Annotated in this window: 20 protein-coding genes; 15 read left to right on the forward strand and 5 right to left on the reverse strand. The window is 63.1% G+C overall.

Annotated elements, in window-relative coordinates:
- Positions 1–17: 17 nt before the first annotated feature.
- Positions 18–1868: a methyltransferase domain-containing protein gene (locus HND92_RS19440; RefSeq protein WP_253940063.1), complete on the forward strand. Its 1851-nt coding sequence runs from the start codon at positions 18–20 to the stop codon at positions 1866–1868.
- 6 nt (positions 1869–1874) lie between these two features.
- The gene (locus HND92_RS17140; RefSeq protein ID WP_172208699.1) at positions 1875–3389 is read left to right on the forward strand and encodes a methyltransferase domain-containing protein; all 1515 of its coding nucleotides are present in this window, start codon (positions 1875–1877) and stop codon (positions 3387–3389) included.
- Here HND92_RS17140 and HND92_RS17145 read toward each other — a convergent pair.
- Together HND92_RS17145 and HND92_RS17150 are read right to left on the reverse strand one after the other, a co-directional pair.
- Positions 3370–5217 (reverse strand): tetratricopeptide repeat protein, encoded by a 1848-nt coding sequence (locus tag HND92_RS17145; protein WP_253940064.1) that lies wholly within the window; start codon positions 5215–5217, stop codon positions 3370–3372. The genes HND92_RS17140 and HND92_RS17145 overlap by 20 nt on opposite strands.
- 102 nt (positions 5218–5319) lie before the next feature.
- Positions 5320–8235 (reverse strand): heme utilization protein, encoded by a 2916-nt coding sequence (locus HND92_RS17150; protein WP_172208701.1) that lies wholly within the window; start codon positions 8233–8235, stop codon positions 5320–5322.
- Between the two features lie 348 nt (positions 8236–8583).
- Between HND92_RS17150 and HND92_RS17155 the strand changes: the two genes are divergently transcribed.
- The 10 genes from HND92_RS17155 to HND92_RS17200 all read left to right on the forward strand — a co-directional run bounded on the left by HND92_RS17155 (position 8584) and on the right by HND92_RS17200 (position 19896).
- Entirely contained in the window at positions 8584–10149 is a 1566-nt protein-coding gene (locus HND92_RS17155) for a flagellin (RefSeq protein ID WP_172208703.1), read from the forward strand.
- Positions 10150–10415: 266 nt separating this feature from the next.
- Positions 10416–11276 carry a flagellar motor stator protein MotA gene (motA, locus tag HND92_RS17160; RefSeq protein WP_172208705.1) on the forward strand — a complete coding sequence of 287 codons (861 nt, stop codon included), beginning with the start codon at positions 10416–10418 and terminating at the stop codon, positions 11274–11276.
- 12 nt (positions 11277–11288) lie between these two features.
- Positions 11289–12230 (forward strand): flagellar motor protein MotB, encoded by a 942-nt coding sequence (motB, locus tag HND92_RS17165; RefSeq protein ID WP_172208707.1) that lies wholly within the window; start codon positions 11289–11291, stop codon positions 12228–12230.
- 61 nt (positions 12231–12291) lie between these two features.
- A complete protein-coding gene (gene cheY, locus HND92_RS17170) occupies positions 12292–12678 on the forward strand; it encodes a chemotaxis response regulator CheY (RefSeq protein WP_172208709.1) in 387 nt (128 codons plus the stop codon).
- Positions 12679–12680: 2 nt separating this feature from the next.
- The gene (locus HND92_RS17175; RefSeq protein WP_172208711.1) at positions 12681–13310 is read left to right on the forward strand and encodes a protein phosphatase CheZ; all 630 of its coding nucleotides are present in this window, start codon (positions 12681–12683) and stop codon (positions 13308–13310) included.
- A gap of 241 nt (positions 13311–13551) precedes the next feature.
- Positions 13552–14712 (forward strand): flagellar biosynthesis protein FlhB, encoded by a 1161-nt coding sequence (locus tag HND92_RS17180; RefSeq protein WP_172208713.1) that lies wholly within the window; start codon positions 13552–13554, stop codon positions 14710–14712.
- Entirely contained in the window at positions 14709–16796 is a 2088-nt protein-coding gene (gene flhA / locus HND92_RS17185; protein WP_172208715.1) for a flagellar biosynthesis protein FlhA, read from the forward strand. Before HND92_RS17180 ends, flhA begins: the two co-directional genes overlap by 4 nt.
- Positions 16793–18391 carry a flagellar biosynthesis protein FlhF gene (gene flhF, locus HND92_RS17190; RefSeq protein WP_172208717.1) on the forward strand — a complete coding sequence of 533 codons (1599 nt, stop codon included), beginning with the start codon at positions 16793–16795 and terminating at the stop codon, positions 18389–18391. The genes flhA and flhF overlap by 4 nt, the downstream gene beginning before the upstream one ends.
- A complete protein-coding gene (locus tag HND92_RS17195; protein ID WP_015914362.1) occupies positions 18381–19178 on the forward strand; it encodes a hypothetical protein in 798 nt (265 codons plus the stop codon). Before flhF ends, HND92_RS17195 begins: the two co-directional genes overlap by 11 nt.
- A 4-nt stretch (positions 19179–19182) precedes the next feature.
- Complete coding sequence (locus HND92_RS17200; RefSeq protein WP_011806910.1) at positions 19183–19896, forward strand: RNA polymerase sigma factor FliA; 714 nt, start codon at positions 19183–19185, stop codon at positions 19894–19896.
- Positions 19897–20107: 211 nt separating this feature from the next.
- Here the strand turns inward: HND92_RS17200 and HND92_RS17205 are convergent, their stop codons facing one another.
- The 3 genes from HND92_RS17205 to flgA form a co-directional block, all read right to left on the reverse strand.
- A complete protein-coding gene (locus HND92_RS17205) occupies positions 20108–20455 on the reverse strand; it encodes a hypothetical protein (protein WP_172208719.1) in 348 nt (115 codons plus the stop codon).
- Positions 20456–20511: 56 nt separating this feature from the next.
- Positions 20512–20835, reverse strand: a complete 324-nt coding sequence (gene flgM, locus HND92_RS17210) for a flagellar biosynthesis anti-sigma factor FlgM (protein WP_011806912.1) — start codon at positions 20833–20835, stop codon at positions 20512–20514.
- Between the two features lie 93 nt (positions 20836–20928).
- A complete protein-coding gene (flgA, locus tag HND92_RS17215) occupies positions 20929–21681 on the reverse strand; it encodes a flagellar basal body P-ring formation chaperone FlgA (protein WP_172208721.1) in 753 nt (250 codons plus the stop codon).
- A gap of 226 nt (positions 21682–21907) precedes the next feature.
- On the opposite strand from flgA, the gene flgB reads away from it, so the two are divergent.
- From flgB to HND92_RS17230, 3 genes are read left to right on the forward strand one after another with little or no spacing between them, the layout of a single operon-like run.
- Positions 21908–22324 carry a flagellar basal body rod protein FlgB gene (gene flgB, locus HND92_RS17220; RefSeq protein WP_041836110.1) on the forward strand — a complete coding sequence of 139 codons (417 nt, stop codon included), beginning with the start codon at positions 21908–21910 and terminating at the stop codon, positions 22322–22324.
- A 24-nt stretch (positions 22325–22348) separates the two neighbouring features.
- The gene (gene flgC / locus HND92_RS17225; RefSeq protein ID WP_011806915.1) at positions 22349–22753 is read left to right on the forward strand and encodes a flagellar basal body rod protein FlgC; all 405 of its coding nucleotides are present in this window, start codon (positions 22349–22351) and stop codon (positions 22751–22753) included.
- 21 nt (positions 22754–22774) lie between these two features.
- Entirely contained in the window at positions 22775–23428 is a 654-nt protein-coding gene (locus tag HND92_RS17230; RefSeq protein ID WP_172208723.1) for a flagellar hook assembly protein FlgD, read from the forward strand.
- Position 23429: the final 1 nt, after the last annotated feature.

The following is a 23429-nucleotide window of genomic DNA, read 5'->3' on the forward strand; positions in this document are numbered from 1 at the left end:
TCAAGCACCGCCTCACCATGATCACTGCCGCCAAGCATCGACAATTCCCGCAAGCACCAAGCAGCGTTGCTGAGCTCATCAACACAGCGCAAGCCCTGCAAACACAGGACGATCACCTGGGGGCTATCAGGGTGTACCAACAATGGCTGTCCCGTGGCCCTGCTCCGCAAGCCTGGGCCGTGCATTTCAACCTGGGGGTGCTGCTGAAAGACAACGGCGATCTAGCCGGTGCACAGCAGGCGTTCAGAGCGGCACTGGCACAGAATCCGGACTTCGCCCAGGCACAGACTGCACTCGCGATGGTCACACCGACGCAGGCACCCTCCAACGCGCAGAAGATCCAACTTTTCAGCATTGCCTGGTCAGCGGACACCCTCAAGCAGACCGACCCGGACATCGCCATCCTTGACAACAGCGCCAACTTGCGCCCCGATTGGCGCGAGTACTGGCCGATGCGCAACTTCCTGATGCACTCTGCGCTGGATGCAGACACCTACTACGGTTTTCTGTCACCTAAATTCACCAGCAAAACGGGACTGACCGGGGCCAGTGTCATCCAGTTCATGCACGAACGCCCCGGCGCTGATGTGTACACCTTCAGCCCGCAGGCCGACATGGGGGCTTTCTTCCTCAACGTTTTTGAGCAAGGTGAGACTTTCGACCCCGGCTTTTTCGCAACCTGCCAGGACCTGCTGGAACACATTGGTCAGCCAGTGGACCTGCGCTCTCTGGTGATGGATTCGCGGCACATCGTCTTCAGCAACTTCATCGTGGCCCGGCCTGCGTTTTGGCAACACTGGCTGTCCGTGTGCGAGAAGATTTTCCAAGTGGCCGAAGCAAGCGAGTCCCCGCTGGCAGCGAAAGTCAACGCTCCCACAACCTACCCCGGGCAAGTGCCGCGCAAGGTGTTCATCATTGAGCGCATTGCATCGCTGCTGTTGGCGTGCGGTCAATGGAGATGCGCGCCCTACAACACTTTCCAATGTGCTTGGTCGGCACTACCAACCGCGCAGTTCAACAATGAGGCCGTTGCCAGCGATGCACTCAAACTGGCGTACAACGAAACCAGACACAGCAATTTCATCAGCGCATACGCAGATCTGCGCGACCGCGTTTTTCCCACCGCTCCCACATCCAGTCTTTCGGCGCCCACCCAAGTGGTAAGCGACTACAACGCCATCGTCCCTCTAGTAAGGTCCGAGGCGATTGCCCTGGGCGACTCTGCTGCCCCCAAGGAACTGATTTTTCATATCCTTCAAGACAACTTCAACGATGTAGAGGTGCTTGACATTGGGTTTGGCGCAGGGAATTTAGGCTTGCTGCTCAAGGAAAATCCTGTCACCACGCATTGGGTCGTGGACGGCATCGACGGCTTTCGCGCCAATTGCCACAACGCCGCATTGATTGAAAAGTGTATCTACAGAAATATATGGCACGGACTGGCGCAAGACATCCCAGCACAACAGCTTAAAAACTACAAAATAATCTGCCTACTGGACGTCATAGAACACTTAACCCCAGCCACTGCCAAGCAACTTTTAAAAGATTTGCTCACAAGCATGCGCGAAGACGCCTTGCTCTTTATCAGTACACCTTTGTGGTTTTATCCACAAGACACAGTACAGGCAGGAGATCTGGAGGAACACCTGATTGGCGTCCCTGCCACGTCCATGATGGCCTTATTACCCAAAATGTATGCCATCAACCATCCGCTAGTCGGTGGATTTGTATTAGGCAAACGAAGCCTCGATTTCATTGAATTCTTTCAACCAACCACCGACAAGGAATTTTCTTATCAAAAGGGCTTGGAAATCGCTGAAGCGATAGGCTGCAATATTCAGCAAGGCACCTTCAAAACAATGTGGTAAGAAAATATGAAAAAAAACGGCACGCTTGCCATCACCTCCATCCAGCGCAACCGCAATAAATACATCGTCGAGTGGCTTGCATTTCACCTGGCTGTAGGCTTCAACCAATTTTATATTTATTGCCACAAAACTGACGATGGCATGACGGAGAATTTGCTGGAGCTTTCCAAGAAATATCCGATCCAGGTTTTTTCACTGGAACAGGACGATTTACCGCAAATCATGGCATATCAACATGCCTGGACAAATTTTGGTGCTCAAGTCGACTGGATGGCCTTCATTGATGGCGACGAGTTTCTCTTTCCCACACAAGCGCAGTCTATTCAGGAGGCTCTCGCCGCCTATGAACACTGCGATTTATCTGCCTTGGGCGTTTTTTGGAAATGCTATGGCAGCAACGGTCATTTAACCGATCCAGATGGACTCATCCTGGAAACCCACCCCAAACACAGCAGGAATGACTTTTTACCCAACCGCCATATCAAATCCATTGTGCGTGGCGGCGAGGATATCAACCCCAACAAATCGCATCTCTTTGAAACCAAGCGCGGCACATTTGACGAAAACATGCGCCCCATCACACATGGCTGGATGCGAGACCTAGCCCCCACATACAACACACTTCGCATCAACCACTACGTTGTGCAGAGTAAGCAGTTTTATTTCGACAAGAAGCAAAGCATGGGGGGAGCGGACATGATCGCAGGATTTGTACGACCCGATAGTTATTTCGATGAGTACGATCGCAACGAAGATTCCGACGGGATGTCTTTACGTTTTCTGGAGCAGACAAAACAGAAGTTTGCAGAGATAACCCGAACCTTGGAGTCGCATCACACAAGCGCATCTCGTATGAATCAAACCCCTGCCCACAACATCGTCAACACAGACCTGATGCGTCTGATTCCAGAGAACGCCAACCGCATCGTGGAGGTCGGCTGCATGCACGGAGCAATGGCGCGCGCTTACCGAGAAAGCCACCCAGGCATTCACTACGTGGGCATCGACATCGACCCTGACTATGCCCACGTGGCTGCACAGTTCTGCGACCGGACTTTGGGCGTCGATATCGAGGCTTTGTCCGTCGATGAATTCAAAAGCTTGTTCCCTAGCGACTGCTGGATCTTCGGCGATTGCCTGGAGCATTTGCGCGACCCTTGGCGCATCGTGCGAATGGTCAGGGAGTCCATAGACCCAAACGGTTGCATGTTGGTGTGCATTCCAAACGCCCAGCACTGGAGCGTTCTGATGCGCCTGGCCACCGGGCAGTTTCACTACGAAGATTCGGGATTACTGGACCGCACCCACATTCGATGGTTTACCCGCACAACCATGATCGATATGTTCACCCAGGCCGGATGGCGCATCGAAAATGGGTTTAGCCGGCAGATTCCCACGCAACCACCGCAGGCTTTGTTGGAGGGCATCCGGGCCATTGCCGAGGCGTGCGGGGCCGACGGCCAACAAGCACTGGCCGATGCGCAAGCCTTTCAATACCTGTTCAGGCTGCGTCCAAATTGATGACCGCTTCCGGCGCAGGCACCAGGATGTTCGTCAACTTGTGCTCCAGGTTGCGCACGAAGCGCGGTGTGTCAAACAAGACGCCGCTTGCGCGAACAGCCTCCATATGTTCACGCAGGCGCAAGCAGGCCCCTGGAGTGGTAGCCAGTTCGACCGCCTTGTCCTCATAGGTTTGCAGGTCGTAGGTGATCAGCTCAGGCAATCCAGCGGCAGTCAGCAAAGCGCCAGCCATGCGTGCTGCAAAACTGCGCCCCGTCAAGGTCAGAACAGGCAAGCCCATCCACAAGGCGTCATTGGCGGTGGTTCCTGCGTTGAAGGGGAAGGTGTCCAGGAAAAGATCGGGGAGGACATAGCGGGCCAAGTATTGCTCGGGCAGTGTGCGCTCGGCAAATATTAGGCGCTGCGGATCCATGCCCCGGGCCTCGGCTTCGCGCTGCAGGTTGGCCTGCGCCCAGGGGTTGTCCGACAGCAGCCACAGCACGCTGCCCGGCACGCGCCGCAGGATATTCATCCAGGCGGTAAACACCTCGGGCGTGTATTTGTAGTTGTTGTTGAACGAGCAGAACACAAAGCCTTCTGCCGGCAGGCCGCAATACTTGCGCGTTGGAACGGGCGCGCATAAGCGCTTGCGGTCGCTCACCTGGTACACGTCGGGCATGTAGATGGGCTTTTCCGAGTAGTTCTTGGCATATTCCTCGGGAATCAGAAACCGGTCGGCTATCACGTGGTCGATGCACGACATGCCCGTGGTGGCCGGCAAGCCCAGGTAGGTCACCTGCACAGGGGCGGGCCGCAAAGCCAGCATATGCATGCGCGCGCCGGATGTTTGGCCTTGCAGATCAATGAGGATGTCGATCTCATGTTCCCGTATCAGGCGGGCAGAGGCTTCCTCATCCAAATGGTGGATCGCGACGTAATGGTCAACCGCAGTCACCACACGCTGGCGCAGTGCCGAGCCGTCGTTGGGCGACCAGCAAAAGCCATAGATCTCAAATTTTGAGCGGTCATGCAGTTCCAGCAGTTCCACGATGAGCATCGCAACCGGGTGCAGGCAAAAGTCCGAAGAGCAATACCCGATGCGAATTTTTTCGTGCTGATAGCCCTCTTGCGGGGCCAACCTGGGAAGGTTCGCAGACAGTTTTCGCTCTGCATAACCTTTGGCGGTCGCCAGTTGCTTTTGCGGGTCATCCGACAGGCTGAGCAAGGCAAGGGCAGAGGTGGAATTGCGCAGCAGTTCCGGATCCACTCCGGCGGGCGGCTCGTACACCGGCCATAGGCATTGCTTGGCCCGGATGAATATCCAATGGTGCAGCACGTCGGTCTGCGCCGGCTCCAGCGCCAAGCTGCGGTTCAAGCATTCCATGGCATCACCAAACTGCTTGCGACCCTCCTGCACGCGCGCCTGGTTGTTAAGGGCTGAAATCAGGACAGCGCGTTGTTCCGGCTTTTCCGGGTCGGCATGCTCCTGCACCAGCGTCCACTGCTCGATGGCGGCATCAATCTGTCCCTGACGTTCACGCACCAATCCCAGGTTGAATCGCGGCTGCACGAAATCCGGCATCAGCGCCAAGGCTTGCTCATAAGCCTGGCCCGCGCCCTCCACGTCGCCATCGCTGAACAACACCGTTCCCAGGTTGAACCAGGCAAAGGGGTTGCACGGAGAGTCGTTGTGGCGCTCCAGCCAGGTTCGGTAGAGCACTGCGACAAGCCCGCGCAACCCGCTGGCTGCAAGTTGATCGGTGTAGTGCAACAGCTGCCCAAACTCCATCTGGCGATGCCAGACCAGATTGACAGCTGCTGCGTAATCGATGTGTTGACGCTCTGACAAGATACTTCCTCCCCACAACAAAAAAGCCCTGGCCTCCACAGCAGCGAAGTGCCATGGAGCCAGAGCTTATGCGAGCCTCGCAGGCGTTAAAGCCTGTAAAGACTATTGGGGAATGGCCAATTGCTGGATTTGATCCGTGCTCATGACCTGCACTTGGGCAGCCGTCAAGGCGCTCGTCTGATCCGTGGTCAGACTCTTGACCTGATCCGTGGTCAGACTCTTAATCTGATCCGTGGTCAAACTATTGATCGAAGCGGTACCCAAACTGGTGATCTGATCCGTGGTCAGGCTCTTGACTTGGTCTGTCGTCAACGCCTTGACCTGCGTTGCCGTCAGTGCCTTGATGCCATCTGTACTGATCTTGACCAAGTCCGCGGTCTCTACCGCCTGGATCTGAGTGGCAGACAGCGCAGCCATCTGTCCAGTTGTCAGCGCGGCGGCTTGGTCCGTCGTCAGCGCTGCGATCTGATCCGATCCCAGATTCTTCAACTGTGCGGCAGTGAGTTGCACCAAATCCTGCGTCTCAATCGCTGCAATCTGGCCAGTACTCATGGCGCCCAACTGCGCTGCCGTCAGGGCCGTCACCTGGCTGGTGCCCAGGGCCACAATGCCCGCCGTCGAGATCTGCTTGACTTGATCCGTGCTCAAGGCCGCGATCTGGGCGTACTTCATGGCCCCCACCTGGCCGGTCGTCAGCGCCTTCACGCCTTCCGTGGTCAAGCCCTTGATCTGCGCTGCGCTGAGTTGCTCCAGATCCGCCGTCTCAATCGCCGCAATCTGATCCGTACCCATGGCGGTCAGTTGCGCTGCCGTCAGCGACTTGATCTGCGAAGTCTCCAGGTTGGCAATTTGCGCCGTACCCAGCACCTTGACCTGATCCGTGCTCAACGCCGCAATCTGCGCGCCCTGCAGGCCCTTGACCTGATCCGTGCTCAGGCTCTTGACCTGATCCGTGCCCAACGCCTTGACCTGGGCCGCGCTCAGGGCCGACAGCTGCGCGGTGCCTAGCTTGGCCAGGTCAGCCGTTTCCAGCGCCGCAATCTGCGCCGTACTCATGCCCTTGAGCTGGGCCGCGCTCAAAGCGCCCGCCTGGTCGGTCGTCAGAGCAACGATCTGATCCGTGCCCAGGCTCTTGAGCTGTGCGGCAGTGAGTTGCACCAAATCCTGCGTCTCAATCGCTGCAATCTGGCCAGTACTCATGGCGCCCAACTGCGCTGCCGTCAGGGCCGTCACCTGGCTGGTGCCCAGGGCCACAATGCCCGCCGTCGAGATCTGCTTGACTTGATCCGTGCTCAAGGCCGCGATCTGGGCGTACTTCATGGCCCCCACCTGGCCGGTCGTCAGCGCCTTCACGCCTTCCGTGGTCAAGCCCTTGATCTGCGCTGCGCTGAGTTGCTCCAGATCCGCCGTCTCAATCGCCGCAATCTGATCCGTGCCCATGGCGGTCAGTTGCGCTGCCGTCAGCGACTTGATCTGCGAAGTCTCCAGGTTGGCAATTTGCGCCGTGCCCAGCACCTTGACCTGATCCGTGCTCAACGCCGCAATCTGCGCGCCCTGCAGGCCCTTGACCTGGTCCGTGCTCAGGCTCTTGACCTGATCCGTGCCCAACGCCTTGACCTGGGCTGCACTCAGAACCGACAGCTGCGCTGTGCCCAGCTTGGCCAGGTCAGCCGTTTCCAGCGCCGCAATCTGACCCGTACTCATGCCCTTGAGCTGCGCCGCACTCAAAGCGCCCGCCTGGTCGGTCGTCAGGGCAACGATCTGATCCGTGCCCAGACTCTTGAGCTGTGCGGCAGTGAGTTGCTCCAGATCCGCCGTCTCAATCGCCGCAATCTGATCCGTGCCCATGGCGGTCAGTTGCGCTGCCGTCAGCGACTTGATCTGCGAAGTCTCCAGGTTGGCAATTTGCGCCGTGCCCAGCACCTTGACCTGATCCGTGCTCAACGCCGCAATCTGCGCGCCCTGCAGGCCCTTGACCTGGTCCGTGCTCAGGCTCTTGACCTGATCCGTGCCCAACGCCTTGACCTGGGCTGCACTCAGAACCGACAGCTGCGCTGTGCCCAGCTTGGCCAGGTCAGCCGTTTCCAGCGCCGCAATCTGACCCGTACTCATGCCCTTGAGCTGCGCCGCACTCAAAGCGCCCGCCTGGTCGGTCGTCAGGGCAACGATCTGATCCGTGCCCAGACTCTTGAGCTGTGCGGCAGTGAGTTGCTCCAGATCCGCCGTCTCAATCGCCGCAATCTGATCCGTGCCCATGGCGCCCAGCTGTGCTGCCGTCAGCGACTTGACCTGCGAAGTCTCCAGATTGGCAATCTGCGCCGTACCCAGCACCTTGACCTGATCCGTGCTCAACGCCGCAATCTGCGCGCCCTGCAGGCCCTTGACCTGATCCGTGCTCAGGCTCTTGACCTGATCCGTGCCCAACGCCTTGACCTGGGCCGCGCTCAGGGCCGACAGCTGCGCGGTGCCTAGCTTGGCCAGGTCAGCCGTTTCCAGCGCCGCAATCTGCGCCGTACTCATGCCCTTGAGCTGGGCCGCGCTCAAAGCGCCCGCCTGGTCGGTCGTCAGGGCAACGATCTGATCCGTGCTCAGGCCCTTGATCTGGGTTGCGCTCAACACGCCAATGTCGTCGCCCAGTGCTTGTATCTGGCTGCTGCCAAACCCCACCAGTTGCTTGGCATCCAGCAGTTTGACTTGGTCGGAGGTCAGCGTTTGGACGGCATCCGTCCCTAATTTGGAGAGTTGCTCCGACGTCAATCCCTTGAGCTGATTGGCCTGCAGCACGCTGGTGTCATAGGTCAGCATTCCGCCTGCAAACTCGTTGGCGTCGAAGGCTTTCATCTGAGCGGCGCTCAGATACACCACGTCGCGGGTTTCAATGGCTGCGATCTGGCTGGACGTCAGCGCATTGATCTGCGCCGTTGACATGGCCTTGATGTCATTTGCCGTGAAATCGCCAATCTGCTTTGTCGTCAACGCCTGGATTTGCGTGGCCGACATTCCTTTGATGACTGACATGGTGGCTTCCTTTAGTCAATAGTTAGGGCAGCCCTACCTCCCAGGCCAACAACGCCCCGTTTCTGCTTTTGTGTATCGCTTTGTGTATCGACGCGCCCAAAGATAACTTGAGAAGATTTTTTCAAGAAGCAGTCGCAAGCACTGCATCAAGGCAAGGCAAGGCAGGCGTGAATGCAGGTCAGAGGGGCCGTCAAAACCCGCGGATTAGGCGGTTTTCCTGCCACTTATCCAGCCAACGAAACAGCCCTCGGCTACCCACAATCTCCCCATCGTTCCCAACGAGTCCGCCGGAAGGGTAGCGCTTGAGCCGGCAGAAATCATTGTTTTCAGCCTCGCAGGAGTTCCGTCATGGCATCCACCATCAATACCAACGTCGCCTCGCTGACCGCCCAGCGCAACTTGGGCATCAGTCAGGGCTCGCTCAACACCACCATCAACCGTCTGTCGTCGGGCCTGCGCATCAACAGCGCCAAGGACGACGCTGCCGGTCTGGCCATCTCGGAGCGGTTCACCACGCAAATTCGCGGCATGAACCAAGCGGCGCGCAATGCCAACGACGGCATCTCGCTGGCGCAGGTGGCCGAGGGCGCCCTGGCGGGCGCCGGCAACATCCTGCAGCGCGTGCGCGAGCTGGCCGTGCAGTCGGCCAACGCCACCAACAGCGCCTCGGATCGCCAAGCCCTGAACGCCGAAGTGAACCAGCTCACCGCCGAGCTGGATCGCATCGCCAAGACCACCGAGTTCAACGGCCGCAAGCTGCTCGACGGCTCTTTCACCAGCGCCCAGTTCCAGGTGGGCGCCAATGCCAACCAGACCATCACCGCCACCTCGGCCAATTTCAGCAGCAACGCCTACGGCAACTACCGCGTGGGCGCCAAGGCTGCCACCGCCGCTGACACGGCGGGCGACCTGACGCTGGGCAGCGTGCCCGGCGCCGTGCTGGCGCAGGGTGGGTCGGGCGCCTCCGCCATCACCGGCAACGATCTGACCATCAACGGCGCCTTTGGCAGTACCACTTTTTCCTACGACCCAGGCGCCACGGCCAAGGACGTGGCCGCCCTGGTCAACGCCCAGACTGAGAAAACCGGCGTGAGCGCCTCGGCGCGCACCGAGGTGGGCCTGGGTGATTTCCAGCCCGGCAGCTCCTACACGCTCCAGCTGGCCTCCGACAACGGCTCCGCACAACCCGTGACCATCTCGTTCACGGTAGGCTCGCCATTGAATGCCGATAGCCTGAGCGAAGCGGCCAAGGCGTTCAACGATGCCGCCGCCAAGACCGGCATCGTGGCCCGCGTCGGCAACGACGGGCAGGGCGTGGTGCTCACCAATGCGGCGGGCAACGACATCAAGATCATCAACAACTCCCAGGTCGGCACGGACTTGGGCATCTATGAGCCCAATTCCAACCCCGCCACGGCGATCGCGGGCACGGGTACGCTGGCCGAGGCTGCAGCCGCCCCCTGGGCCGACGGCGACGCCACCTTTATCACCGGGCAGATTGCGCTGGATTCGCCCAAATCCTTCAGCGCGGTGGATGCCGGCGGCGCCTCGCCCGGCGGATTCCTGATTGACAGCACCGCCACGGCCAGCCAGTTGCAGACCGTACAGAACATGGACGTGAGCACCGTGGACGGCGCCAACCGCACGCTAGCCATCGTTGATGCGGCCATTTCGGCCATCAGCGGCCAACGCGCCAACTATGGCGCCCTGCAGTCGCGCTTCGAGACGGCCATCGCCAATCTGAATGTATCGTCGGAAAACATGTCCGCCTCGCGCAGCCGCATCCTGGACGCGGACTTCGCCCAGGAAACAGCCAACCTGTCGCGCGCTCAGATCCTGCAACAGGCCGGCACCGCCATGGTGGCCCAGGCCAACCAAATCCCGCAGGGCGTACTGGCACTGCTGCAGGGGTAAGGCTCCGGCCATTGACCGCTATGATTTAAAGAGCTTGTAGCGCTTTCCCATCAAGCGTTGCAAGCTCTTTTCGCAATCAACCTGCCTACCATGAGAAGCATCCGGGGCGCTGGACGAGGGCAGCCGGCGCACCCGCAGTCATCCCGGGCTTTCACAGGATATGTGGCCCAAATTTCATTTTTGTCCGCGACAATCCGATACATCCCATCAGTCTTGTGGCCACGCGCGGCACCTTCCGCGCCCATCCGCGACCCGCACTTCCCAGCATGAACGTCATCATTGGTTACATCGTCAGCCTGGTCTGCGTCTTTGGCGTGTTCATCCTGCATGGCGGTGCCATTGGTGTGGTGCTCAAGGCGCTGCCCTTTGAAATGGCCACCATTGGCGGCGCAGCGCTGGGGGCGTTCGTGGTCAACAACCAGCCCAAGGTAATCAAGGCCACCCTCAAGGCCATACCGGCGGCGCTGAAGGGCTCCAAGTACACCAAGGCGCGCTACATGGAGCTGATGGCCATGCTCTACGAGATTTTGCAAAAGGCCCGCAAAGAGGGCCTGATGGCCATCGAGGCTGACGTGGAGGCGCCGCACGAGTCCGAGCTGTTCAAAAAATTTCCTACCGTGGGCTCTGACCATCATGTCATTGAGTTCACCACCGACTATCTGCGCATGATGGTGTCGGGCAACCTCAATTCGCACGAGATCGAGGCCCTGATGGACAACGAGATCGACACCCACCACGAAGAAGCCCACGCGCCGGTGGCGGCGCTGAACCGCATGGCCGGTGGCTTGCCGGCCTTCGGCATTGTGGCTGCCGTGCTGGGGGTGGTGAACACCATGGGCTCGGTGGGGCAGCCGCCGTCGGTGCTGGGCGGCATGGTGGGCTCGGCGCTGGTGGGTACATTTTTGGGCATTTTGCTGGGCTATGCCTTTGTGGAGCCGCTGGCCGGCCTGATTGAGCAAAAGGCCGCCGACGCCGCCAAAGAGTACGAGTGCATCAAGTCCACGCTGCTGGCCAGCATGCAGGGCTACAACCCGGCCACGGCGATTGAGTTTGGGCGCAAGGTGTTGTTTTCTGGCGACCGGCCGACCTTTGTCGAGCTGGAAGCGCACGTCAAGGGCAAAAAGTAGGCGGGGCCGGTCATGGCAGAAAAAAAGCTCCAGCCCATCATCATCAAGCGCGCCAAGAAGCGCCCCCATGCGCCGCACGGCGGCGCATGGAAGATCGCCTACGCCGACTTCATGACGGCCATGATGGCCTTCTTCCTGCTGATGTGGCTGCTGGGTTCCACGGCCCAGGGCGAGTTGCAGGGCATTGCGGCGTATTTTCAGTCGCCGCTGAAGGTGGCCATGCAGGGCGGCGACGGCGCGGGCAACAGCTCCAGCATCATTCCGGGTGGTGGCAATGACTTGACCAAGGTGCACGGCCAGGTGCGCCGCGCGGATGCCGAAAAAAAGGCCAACTCCACGCGCACGCTGGAGTCGGCGCGGTCTGAGCGTGCGCGGATAGACGCCGAGCGCATCAAGGCACTGCAGTCCAAGATCGACTCGATGATCACCGGCAACCCGCGCCTGAACGAATACCGCTCGCAGATCCGCCTGGACCTGACGCCCGACGGGCTGCAGATTCAGATCGTGGACGAGCTCAACCGGCCCATGTTTGACAGCGGCAGCGCGCTGGTCAAGCCGTACATGCGCGACATCCTGCGCGAGATTGGCGCCGCGCTGGGCGGGGTAGAAAACCGCATCAGCCTGGCCGGCCACACCGACGCCGTGCCCTACGGCAACGGCGAGCGCGGCTACAGCAACTGGGAGCTGTCTGCCGACCGCGCCAATGCCTCGCGCCGCGAACTGGTGGCCGCGGGCATGCCCGACGCCAAGCTGGGCCGCGTGGTGGGCATGGCTGCCAGCGATCTGCTGGAGCCCGAGAACCCCCGCGCCGCCGTGAACCGGCGCATCACCATCACCGTACTCACCCATGAAGCCGAAGAGCGGCTCATGGGTAAAAAGAACGTGATATTTCCGTTACCGTCGCCCGTGGCAGAAAAGCAGGACAATCCAGCTTCCTCATCGCCGAATCAGTAACAACTTGTCACGTTGCTGATGACTTACGACAATAGCCCCATATTCACCGAAAGGGTCCTTTGTGTCCTCCGCCCTTCGCTTTCTGATCGTTGACGACTTTTCCACCATGCGGCGCATCGTCCGCAACCTGCTCAAGGAAAGCGGTTTCGCTGATGCCGACGAGGCCGAAGACGGCGTGGCGGCGCTGAACAAGCTGCGCAACGGCAAGTTCGACTTCGTGGTCACCGACATCAACATGCCCAACATGAACGGCTTTCAGTTGCTGACCGAGATCAAAAAGGACGACACGCTCAAGCACCTGCCCGTGCTGATGGTGACGGCCGAGGCCCGCAAAGAAGACATCGTGGCTGCGGCCCAGGGTGGCGCTGCGGGCTACATCGTCAAGCCGTTCACCAAAGCCACGCTGGAAGAAAAGGTAACGCTCATCCTCAAGAAGCTGGGGTTGTAACCATGCAGGCAGCGGATCAAGCGACGCCCGCCAGCACGGCGGACGACATTCACCACAAAATCGGCCAGCTGACGCGCCAGTTGCACACCGCACTCAACGAGCTGGGCTATGCCGAGCAGCTGCGCGGCAGCATGGGCGAGCTGCCCGACGCGCAAAGCCGCCTGTCCTACATCGCGCGGCTGACGGGCGAGGCGGCCGAAAAAGTGCTGGGCCGCGTAGAGCAGGCCAAGTCGCTGCACGACTACATGGCCTCCGAGACAAAGCGCGTGGTCAACGCGCTGGTGGCCGACCCGGTGGCAGCCGTGGCCAAGGGCGAGGTGTACAACTTTCTGACCGACGTGGATCGCGTGACCAAGGAGGCCGACAGCCACCTGACCGAGATCATGATGGCGCAGGACTTTCACGACCTTACCGGCCAGGTGATTGCCCGCGTGGTCAACCTGGCGGGCACGCTGGAGCAGCAACTGGTGCAGCTGCTGATACAGACCGCGCCGCCCGGCGCCCAGGCGCCCACCACGCCCGAGCCGCAGCGCGAACGCCTGCAGGGCCCCGTGGTCAACCCCGAGTCCACGCCCGACGTGGTCACCGACCAGTCGCAGGTGGACGACCTGCTGGCCAGCCTGGGGTTTTGACGGCCGCATGCCGTGGGGCGCCCTGGGTGGCGTCACGGCATTGTGGGGGTTTTGGTATTTTAGCCATCTAGCGCTTACCAGATAAGCGCCTGCAGCTATAAACTAAATAGCAAAACCAGCCAAGACAACTGTTGCCGCGACGGCGACGGCCTTGGCAAATAGCGCCCCCGCAGCCCCGTTATTCGGGCTTTAGCTTTTCTCGCGGCTCCCGACAATGGAGTGGCCCTGAGGTCATGCCACCATGGATTCGAGCCAAGACAAAAACCTACCCGCCACCGAGCGCAAGCTCCAAAAGGCGCGCACCGACGGCCAGGCGGCCCGGTCGCGGGACTTGTCGCACCTGGCTATTTTGGGCATGGGTGCAGTGGCCCTGCTGGCGCTGGCGCCCTGGTTCGTCGAATACCTGCAGCGCGCCATGCGCATGCAGCTGGTGTTTGATGCCGCCACGGTGCAGGCGCCCGGCCAGATGCTGGCGCGCATGCAGTCCATGGTGGGGGTGGGCCTGCTGGCCAGCGTGGCGTTTGCGCTGCTGACCGGCGGCGCAGCGCTGGCCAGCGCCGTGGGTGCGGGCGGCTGGATTTTCAGCTTCAAGCCCGTCAGCCCGCAGTTCAACCGGCTCAACCCGCTGTCGGGTTTTGCCAATCTGTTTTCCAAACAGCAGCTGGCCAACGTGGCCAAGATGATTTTGCTGACCGCCATCCTCACCGCCGTGGCCTGGAACTACATGGGCAACAGCATTGAAGAAATGGCCCTGCTGGTGCTGCAGCCCTCGCCAGCGTCGCTGCGCCATGTGGGCGACTGGATCGTTGCGGGCGCCAGCCTGCAGCTGCTGGTGGTGTTTGTGTTTGCGGTGGTGGACGTGCCGCTGCAGGCGTTCTTCTTCAAGTCGCGCATGAAGATGAGCCACCAGGAAGTCAAGCAGGAGCACAAGGAGTCTGAGGGCAGCCCGGAGGTCAAGGGCAAGATTCGGCAAAAGCAGCGCGAGATTGCCGACCGCGCCAGCATCTCTGCCGTGCCCAAGGCCGACTTTGTGGTGATGAACCCCACCCACTATGCCGTGGCCCTGCGCTATGACGAGGCCTCCATGGGCGCGCCGCAGGTGATCTCCAAGGGCACGGATCTGCTGGCCTTCAAGATCAGAGAAGTTGCCCAGCAGCACAAGGTGCCGGTGCTGCAGTCGCCCATGCTGGCGCGCGCGCTGTACGCCCACGCCGAACTGGACCAGCCCATTCCCGCCCAGCTCTACAACGCGGTGGCGCAGGTGCTGGCCTATGTTTATCGCCTGAAGGCCGCCATGCGCGGCGAAGGCCGCATGCCCGACGCGCAGCCAGACCCCTTCGTGCCGCCCGAGCTTGACCCGCACCACAAGCCGCTTGCCGCAACGGCAGGAGCCACACCATGACAACGCCCAACTCCATCCAATCCATGAGGCAGTGGGCCGGCACCAACGGCATGGCCCTGCAGGGGCTGTCGGCCCCGATTTTGGTGGTGGCCATCCTGGCGCTGATGGTGCTGCCCATTCCAGCGTGGATGCTGGACACCTTTTTCACCCTCAACATCGCCGTGGCGCTGATGGTGATGATGGTGGCCGCCTACATGCTGCGGCCGCTGGACTTTGCGGCGTTTCCGTCGGTGCTGCTGCTGACCACGCTGATGCGCCTGTCGCTCAACGTGGCTTCCACCCGCGTGGTGCTGCTGGAGGGCCACACCGGCCCGGGCGCCGCGGGCGCGGTGATCGAGGCGTTTGGCCACTTTTTGATTGGCGGCAACTTTGCCGTGGGCCTGATCGTGTTTGCCATTTTGGTGGTGATCAACTTTGTGGTGGTGACCAAGGGCGCCGAGCGTATTGCCGAGGTGTCGGCCCGCTTCACGCTGGACGCCATGCCCGGCAAGCAGATGGCGGTGGACGCCGACCTGAACGCCGGCCTGATCGACGAGAAAGAAGCCAAGCGCCGCCGCATCGAGGTGCAGGAAGAGGCCAACTTCTTCGGCGCCATGGACGGTGCCAGCAAGTTTGTGCGCGGCGATGCGATTGCCGGCATTTTGATTCTGATCATCAACATCGTGGGCGGCTTTGCCATCGGCATGCTGTCGCACGGCCTGTCGGCCAGCGAGTCGGCCAACAGCTACATCCTGCTGGCCGTGGGCGATGCGCTGGTGGCGCAGATTCCGGGCCTGCTGATCTCGGTGGCATCGGCCATGGTGGTGTCGCGCGTGGGCAAAGAAACCGACATGGGCCAGCAGATCGTGCAGCAGCTGTTCATGTCGCCGCGCGTGCTGGGCGTGACGGGTGGCGTGCTGATCATGCTGGGGTTGATTCCGGGCATGCCGCATGTCGTGTTTCTGGGCATGGGCAGCCTGTTTGGCTGGGGCGCCTGGACTTTGCTGCAGCGCCAGAAGGCGCCCCCACCCGTCGAAGAGGCGCCCGCCCCCGTCGGCGACGGCGAAGCCAGCTGGGACGACCTTCAGCCCGTTGATCTGCTGGGCCTGGAGCTGGGCTACCGCCTGATTGCGCTGGTGGACAAGAACCGCCAGGGCGACCTGCTGACGCGCATCAAGGGCGTGCGTCGCAAGTTTGCCCAGGATGTGGGCTTTTTGCCGCCTGCCGTGCATGTGCGCGACAACCTGGAGCTCAAGCCCAGCGCCTACCGCATCACGCTGCGCGGTGTGGTGGTGGGCGAAGGCGAGGCATTCCCCGGCATGTACCTGGCCATCAACCCCGGCGGCATCTCCACGCCGCTGATCGGCACTCCCACCACCGACCCCGCCTTCGGCCTGCCCGCGCACTGGATCGACGCCGCGCAGAAGGAAGCGGCACAAATGGCGGGCTTTACCGTGGTTGATTCGGAAACCGTGATGGCGACCCATTTGTCACACTTGATGCAAGTGCACGCCGCCAAGCTCCTGAGCCGCACCGAGACGCAGCAGCTCGTGGAGCATGTGACCCGGCTGGCACCCAAACTCATCGAAGAAGTCGTGCCCAAGATGGTGTCCATCACAACATTCCAGAAAGTGCTGCAGCTGTTGCTGGAGGAGTCCGTGCACATCCGCGACATCCGCACCATCATCGAGACGCTGGCGGAACACGCCGGCAGCACGCAAGACCCCGTGGAACTGGCGCGCCGCGTGCGCATCGCCCTGTCCCCCGCCATCGTGCAGCAGATCTACGGCCCCACGCGCGAACTCAGCGTGATCGCCATCGAGCCCGGGCTGGAGCGCCTTTTGATGCAGGCCCTGGGCAATGCCAGCGGCCCGGCGCTGGACCCCGGCGTGGCCGACCTGCTCACCCACAAGGCCGCCGAGGTGGCCCTGCAGCAAGAAGAGCTGGGCATGCCCGCCTGCCTGCTGGTGCCCGACCAGATCCGCAACGCCATCGCCCGCCTGGTGCGCCGCGTGGCGCCCCGCCTGCAGGTGCTCGCGCACAGCGAGATTCCTGAGACACACACCATCCGCATCGGCCCGATCCTCAAAGGTGCATCCGCATGAACATCAAACGCTTTACCGCTCCCACCGCACGGGAGGCCCTGGCCAAGGCGCGCATGGCCTTCGGTGACGGCACGCTGATCCTGTCCAACCGCCCCACGGCGGGCGGCGTCGAGGTGGTGGCCACGGCCGAGGACGCGCTGTCGTCCCTGCACGGCGGCGCCGAGCCTGCGCCCAGCCGCCTGCAGGAGCGCGCCGACGATCTAGCTGCTAGCAACCCGGTGCGCATGCCCCAGGTGCAGCCCGCTGCTGCTCCGCAGCCCGTGCGCCAGCCGGCACCCGCTGCCCGCAGCGCCGTGGCGCGCGACACCGAGCAGCTGGCGATGAGCACGTTGTCGTTCCAAGACTATGTGCGCGAGCGCATGCTGCGCCGCCGCCACGAGGCCCTGCACGGCACGAGCGCCCCCGCGCCCCTGAGCGAGCGTGCGGCACTGGAGCGCGGCCTGCCCGAACCCCGGTTTGAACCCCGCCCGGAGCGCCGTGCCGAACGCCTGCAGGAGCCGTCTGCGCCACAGCCCGTGAACGCCCCGCTGGCGCGCCACAACCCGTTGCGCCCCATGCATGCCGCCCTGGGCGCAGAGCAGCTCACGCCGCGCCGCGCCGAGGCGCCCGCCACAGCCGCGCCCACGCTGGCGGCCGGCCTGGGACAGCAGAACCTCATGAAGGAACTGCAGTCCATGAAGGAGCTGATCGAGGACCGTTTCAACACCCTGGCCTGGCTGGGCCAGGCCCGCCAGAACCCGATCCAGTCCACACTGATGCTCAAGCTCATCCGTGCGGGCTATTCGCCCGCCCTCTCGCGCGCGGTGCTGGAACACCTGCCCGAGCATCTGGGCGCCCAGGACGCCGTGCGCTGGCTCATGGAAGTGCTGGAGCGCAACCTGCGCACCGACGCGCAGACGCTGCCGCTGTACGAGGAAGGCGGCATCTTCGCCATGGTGGGCGCCACCGGCGTGGGCAAGACCACCACCACCGCCAAGCTGGCCGCCTTGTGCGCGCGCATCCACGGCCCCGCCAGCGTGGGCCTGATCACGCTGGACACCTACCGCGTGGGCGCGCACGAGCAGTTACGTTCTTACGGCCGCATGCTGGGCGTGGTGGCACACCTGGCGCACGACCGCGCGGCGCTGCAGGACCTGCTGGGCTTGCTGTCGTCCAAGAAGATGGTGCTCATCGACACCACCGGCGTGGCCCCCCGCGACCCGCGCAAGCGCGACCTGCTGGACGTGCTGGATCTGCCCGGCGTCAAGCGCCTGCTGGTGCTCAACGCCAGCAGCCATGGGGACACGCTGGACGATGTGCTCACCGGCTTCAAGACCACCGGCTCGCAGCAGGCCATTCTGTCCAAGGTGGACGAGGCCGTGAAGCTCGGCCCCGCCATCGATGCGCTGATCCGCCACCAGATGGTGCTGCGCGGCGTGACCAACGGACAGCGCGTGCCCGAGGACTGGGAGGCGGCCGACGCCCGCAAGCTCGTGAGCGCCTCCATGCGCACGAGCGTGAAGTCGGCCTTCGACCCCAAGGCCGCCGAGTTGAACTTCTTCTTCTCGCACGCCACGGAAACGGCCGATGAGCGGGGGATGGCCGATGTTGCTTGATACCGCTTTGCACCAGGCCGCCGGGCTGCACAGCTACACGCCGCAGCAGGACCTGCGCCTGCTGGCCGTGCTGAGCCAGCCGGGCAGCGGCCCGTGGCTGGAGATGCTGTGGCAGCTGTGCTCCAGCCTGCAGCGCCTGGGCTACCCCGTCGTGGTGCTGGACGGCACGGCGCTGGAGAGCCCGCACATGCCCGGCCTGGACCAGTTGCTGCACCCGGCTCCCTGGAACGGCGCGCAGACGCTGGCCTCCGCCACCGGCGCGTCGCTGGCCGTGGTGCCCGCGGCCCGCGGGCTGGCCCGCCTGGCGCAGCAGTCCGAACACCATGGCGCCACCGTGCTGCAGCGCCTGCAGCCCTTGTTTCGCGCCTACGCGCTGGTGGTGCTGCATGCTCCGCCCGAGCAACTGGCGCCGCTGCTGCGCGGCAGCGCCAGCGTACCGCTGATCATGACCGGCCCCGGCGCGCAAGGCATGGTGCGCAGCTACCGCCAGCTCAAGCACATGGCGCTGCACGCCGGCGTGCGCTGCACGGTGGCGTCCATCCTCGCGCCGCAGGAGCCTGTGCAGCACCGCCAGACCGCCGAGGCGCTGGACACGCTGCAGCGCAGCGCGCGCACCCACCTGGGCCTGCAGGTCCACACCACCACCGTGGCCGCGGCGCGCGCGCAGGACATCCAGCGGCTGGCCTTGCAACTGCTGGAAAACGCATGCACCATTGACGCTGCCATGCCCCTGCTGCCCCCGCACAGCCTGTGCGCCTCCCTCTCGCCCCTGGACCGGAGCCACTGACCCGATGTACACCGCGAAAGGCCAGCTCGACCGGGACGCGCTGTTCCACCAGCACGTGCCCCTGGTGCGGCGCATCGCCCACCACATGATCGCCAAGCTCCCGCCCAACGTGGAGCTGGACGACCTGATCCAGGTCGGCATGATCGGTCTGAACGACGCGCTCTCGCGCTACGAAGTCGCGCAGGGCGTGCAGTTCGAGACCTTTGCCAGCCAGCGCATCCGCGGCGCCATGCTCGACGAGCTGCGCGAGGGCGACTGGATGAGCCGCAGCTCGCGCAAGAGCCAGAAGGACATCGAGCATGCCCTGCACCGCGTGGAGCAGCGCCTGGGCCGCAGCCCGATCGAGTCCGAGATCGCCGCCGAACTGGGCATGAGCCTGGAGGACTACCAAGCCCTGCTGAGCAAGGTGCGCGGCACGCAGCTGGTGTACCTGGAAGACTTTCACCACGATGACGAGGACGAGGGCTTCCTGGACCGCCACGTGGCCGACGAGGGCGCCGATCCCATGGCCGTGCTGCGCGACCAGCGCCTGCGCGCCTCGCTGGTCGAGGCCATCAAGGCCCTGCCCGAGCGCGAGCAGTACATCATGGGCATGTACTACGAGCACGACATGAACCTGAAGGAAATCGCCGCCGTCCTGGGCGTGACCGAATCGCGCGTGTGCCAGCTGCACAGCCAGGCGATTGCGCGGTTGCGGACGAAGATGCGGGGGCACTGATTCTTTGGATGAAATAGCTGTTTTGCGCTTGCTGGACAAGCGCGGGCAGCTATTTTTTTTGAGCTTGTGCTGCGGCTTTTCATGGCGCTGGCCGGGATATGCGCCCGCCGGGGCGGGTCCCGGTCAACAGCATCAAACCCCAAGAACCCGTCAAAAAAGATAGCTGCCAGCGCTTACCCCATAAGTCCCAGCCAGCAATTCGGGCTAAAAGTCACCCCGGTGCCCGGTAAATCCGCGCCCCCGCGGCGCCGGACGAGGGCCCGTAAGTCACTCCCTCCACGGGCGGCAGCAGCGACGCCGCCTGTCGCTCGGTCAGCGCCATCACCCGCGCCAGTTGGTCGCGCACCAGCGCCAATTGCCGGCCGATGGCCTGCACCCTTTGCGTGGCGGCGGGCTCCAGCGCGCCCGCCACAGGCGCCAGGGCCTGGGCCAGCGCCATGGCAGCGCCGCGCAGCTGCACCGCCGTGTCTTCAAAAGTCTGGGGGTTGGAAGCAAGAAGCGCAGCCTGCATGTCCTGCAGCTGCGCTTCGATGAAGGTGAGGGTGTCGTCGAGTGACATGGGGTGCAAGTCTAGAGCCTGTCACCCCGGCGGGCCAGCCGGCCCAGGAGGGCGGGTCAGCCCCGCGAGTGGGACAGGGTTTCGTAGGCGTTGGCCAGCAGCTTGTCGGCCACGGCTTCGGCGTCCACGCGGAAGGTGCCTTTTTCGATGGCGGCCTTGATCGCCTTGACCTTGGCAGTGTCGAAGTCGGCCGTGGACTTGGTGGCGTCCACCCCGCGGGCGGCAGCCGACAGCGTGACGGGCACGCCTGCGGCGGCGCGCGTCGCGCCCTGGGCCGCTTCTTCAGCGGCCGGCGCAGGTGCGGCGGCCTTGGCCTGCTGCTTGTTGGCAGCGGCCTTTGACAGCGCAGTCGCAGTATCCGGGTTGTGTCCAATCTTCATCGCACTCTCCACCACCCCTGTGAGATGTGGGGCCAGTAGCCATGTTTTCGGCCGGCAGGGAGCAGACTTTAGCGCTTTGTGGTGCCTCGCGGCTCACAAAGTGGCTTCTATTGTCCCATCCTCAAGCACAGTACCCCCAATGATGCGCCCATTGGCCATGCGAACGCGCACATTCTGTCCTTGAGCGCCCGCGCTCATGGCCTGGCCCGAGGAGGTGACCGCATAACCCGGCCCCTGCACCACCACGCGCACCGCAGAGCCGGCCTTGAACAGGTCGGGGGCGCGCACCATGTTCTGGCGCAGCGCCTGGCCGGCGGACAGCGGACGGGTGGCGGTCTGCCCCACCCAGTCCTTGGGATTGGCCACGATGGCCGCGGGTTCTGCGGCCCAGTCCACCTCGGCCTCGATGGCATCTTGCTCGCTCAGCACTGCGCCGGTGCCCACATTGCCGGCCAGCACCCAAGCGGGGCCGAAAGCCTTGACCGTGATGGGCAGGAACACGTTCCAGCGGGTGGGGCCGTCCACGCAGCGCAGGCCCAGGCGGGTGCGCCCCCACAGGCGGGCACCAGCGGGCAGATAGGGTTCCACGCGCGCGCAGGGCGCCAGGCGCAGGCGCGAATCCAGCGTGCCCACACTGACTTCCATGCGCAGCGGCAGCCCCCCGGCCTGCGCCTGGGCCAGCGCATCGTCCAGCCAGTGCTGGGTGATCGAGCCCAGCTCGGCGGTCTGATCGCCTCCCTGCTGGGCATGGGCGGTCAGCGCCAGGGCAGAGCCCAGCGCCAGCGCGCCGCCCATCAGGAAGCGAAGGCAGGCAAGGCGGGATGAGCGCAGGATAGGAAGCGGCATGACGGGACTCCAACGGGTCTGGCGGCGGTCCGGCACAACGGGCCCCGGACGCCTTTTCACACCTGCCACTGTAGGCCGGCCACCGCATGCGCCAAGCGCGGAACAACGGGCCAATCCCAGCGCTCTTCGCGCTTTAGAAAAACGGGGCGATTTCCATAATCGACGCACGCCACAAGCCCCCTGGGCCATGGCGGCCGAACCCCTTTTTTTACACGCCGAGGCCCACATGCTCGACAAGATGACCAACCGCCTGGACTTTCACGGAAGCGCCTTGCTGCTGCGCTCGGAGCGCCAGCGTGCCATCGCGAGCAACATCGCCAACGCGGACACGCCCGGCTACGTGGCGCGCGACTTCAAGTTTGCCGATGCCATGCGTGCCGTGAACGAAGCCCAGGCCCCCAGCCCCCTGCGCAGCCAGAGCGTGAGCGACCCGCGCCACATCCCGCTGCCGGCAGCCGCCAGTGGCAGCTCGGACAGCACGCTGGGCTATGCCCTGCAGACCCAGCCGAGCCTGGACAACAACACCGTGGACATGGACCGCGAGCGCGCCGCGTTCGTGGACAACGCCGTGCGCTACGAGGCCACGCTGCGCTTCATCAATGGCCAGTCCAAGACCATGCTCAGCGCCATCCAGGGCCAGTAACCCCGAAAGAGAGCACCACCCGCCATGTCCATGTTCTCCATCTTCAACGTCTCGGGCAGCGCCATCAGCGCACAGTCGCAGCGGCTGAACGTCGTGGCCAGCAACCTGGCCAACGTGGACGCCGTGGCCGGCCCCGACGGCCAGGCGTACAAGGCGCGCCAGGTGGTCTTCCAGACCGCGCCCATGGGGCCCGAGAGCGCCGCGGGCGTGCGCGTGTCGTCCATCCAGGAGAGCGACCAGCCCGGCCGCCGCGTGCACGACCCGGCCAACCCCATGGCCGACGCCGAGGGCTACGTGACCCACTCCAACGTGAACGCCGTGGAGGAGATGGTCAACATGATCTCGGCCTCGCGCTCGTACCAGAACAACGTGGAGGTCATGAACACGGCCAAGACGCTGCTGCTCAAGACCCTGCAGATGGGCCAGTAAACCGCCCTCCGAAAGCACGCCATGATCCTCAACCCCATCGGCACCACCGCCACGACCAACACCGGCGCTTCGGCCAACGCGACCAACGACCCCGCGGCCATGCAAGACCGCTTCCTCAAGCTGCTGGTCGCGCAGTTGAACAACCAGGACCCGATGAACCCCCTGGACAACGCGCAGATGACCACGCAGATGGCGCAGATCAACACGGTAACGGGCCTGCAGACGCTGAACCTGACCATGCAGACCATGGCCGAGCAATTCAGCACCATGCAGCAGATCCAGGGCACGTCGCTGATCGGGCGCTCGGTGCTCTCGGCAGGCAACAGCATGGCCTTTACCGACAACGCGGGCAAGGGCATCTTCGACCTGGCAGGCGCAGCCACCGGAGTGAAGGTGGAGATCGTCACGCCAGGCGGCGTGGTGGTGGACACCATCGACATGGGCGCCCAGGAGGGCGGCCGCCACAGCTTCGACTGGGATTCCGGAAAGTACAGCGGCAACAAGAGCGACCTGCAATTCCGCGTGACGGCCACCACGGCCGACGGCAGCGCCGTCACGACCACACCGCTGACCCAGATGCAGGTCGTCGCCACGGGCTCCCAGTCCGGAGCGCTGACACTGACCTTGAGCAACGGCAGCACCGTCAACTACGCCAACGTGCGCGGCGTGATCTGAA

Source organism: Diaphorobacter sp. JS3050, from assembly GCF_013154915.1.
Taxonomy (GTDB): Bacteria; Pseudomonadota; Gammaproteobacteria; order Burkholderiales; family Burkholderiaceae_C; genus Diaphorobacter; species Diaphorobacter nitroreducens.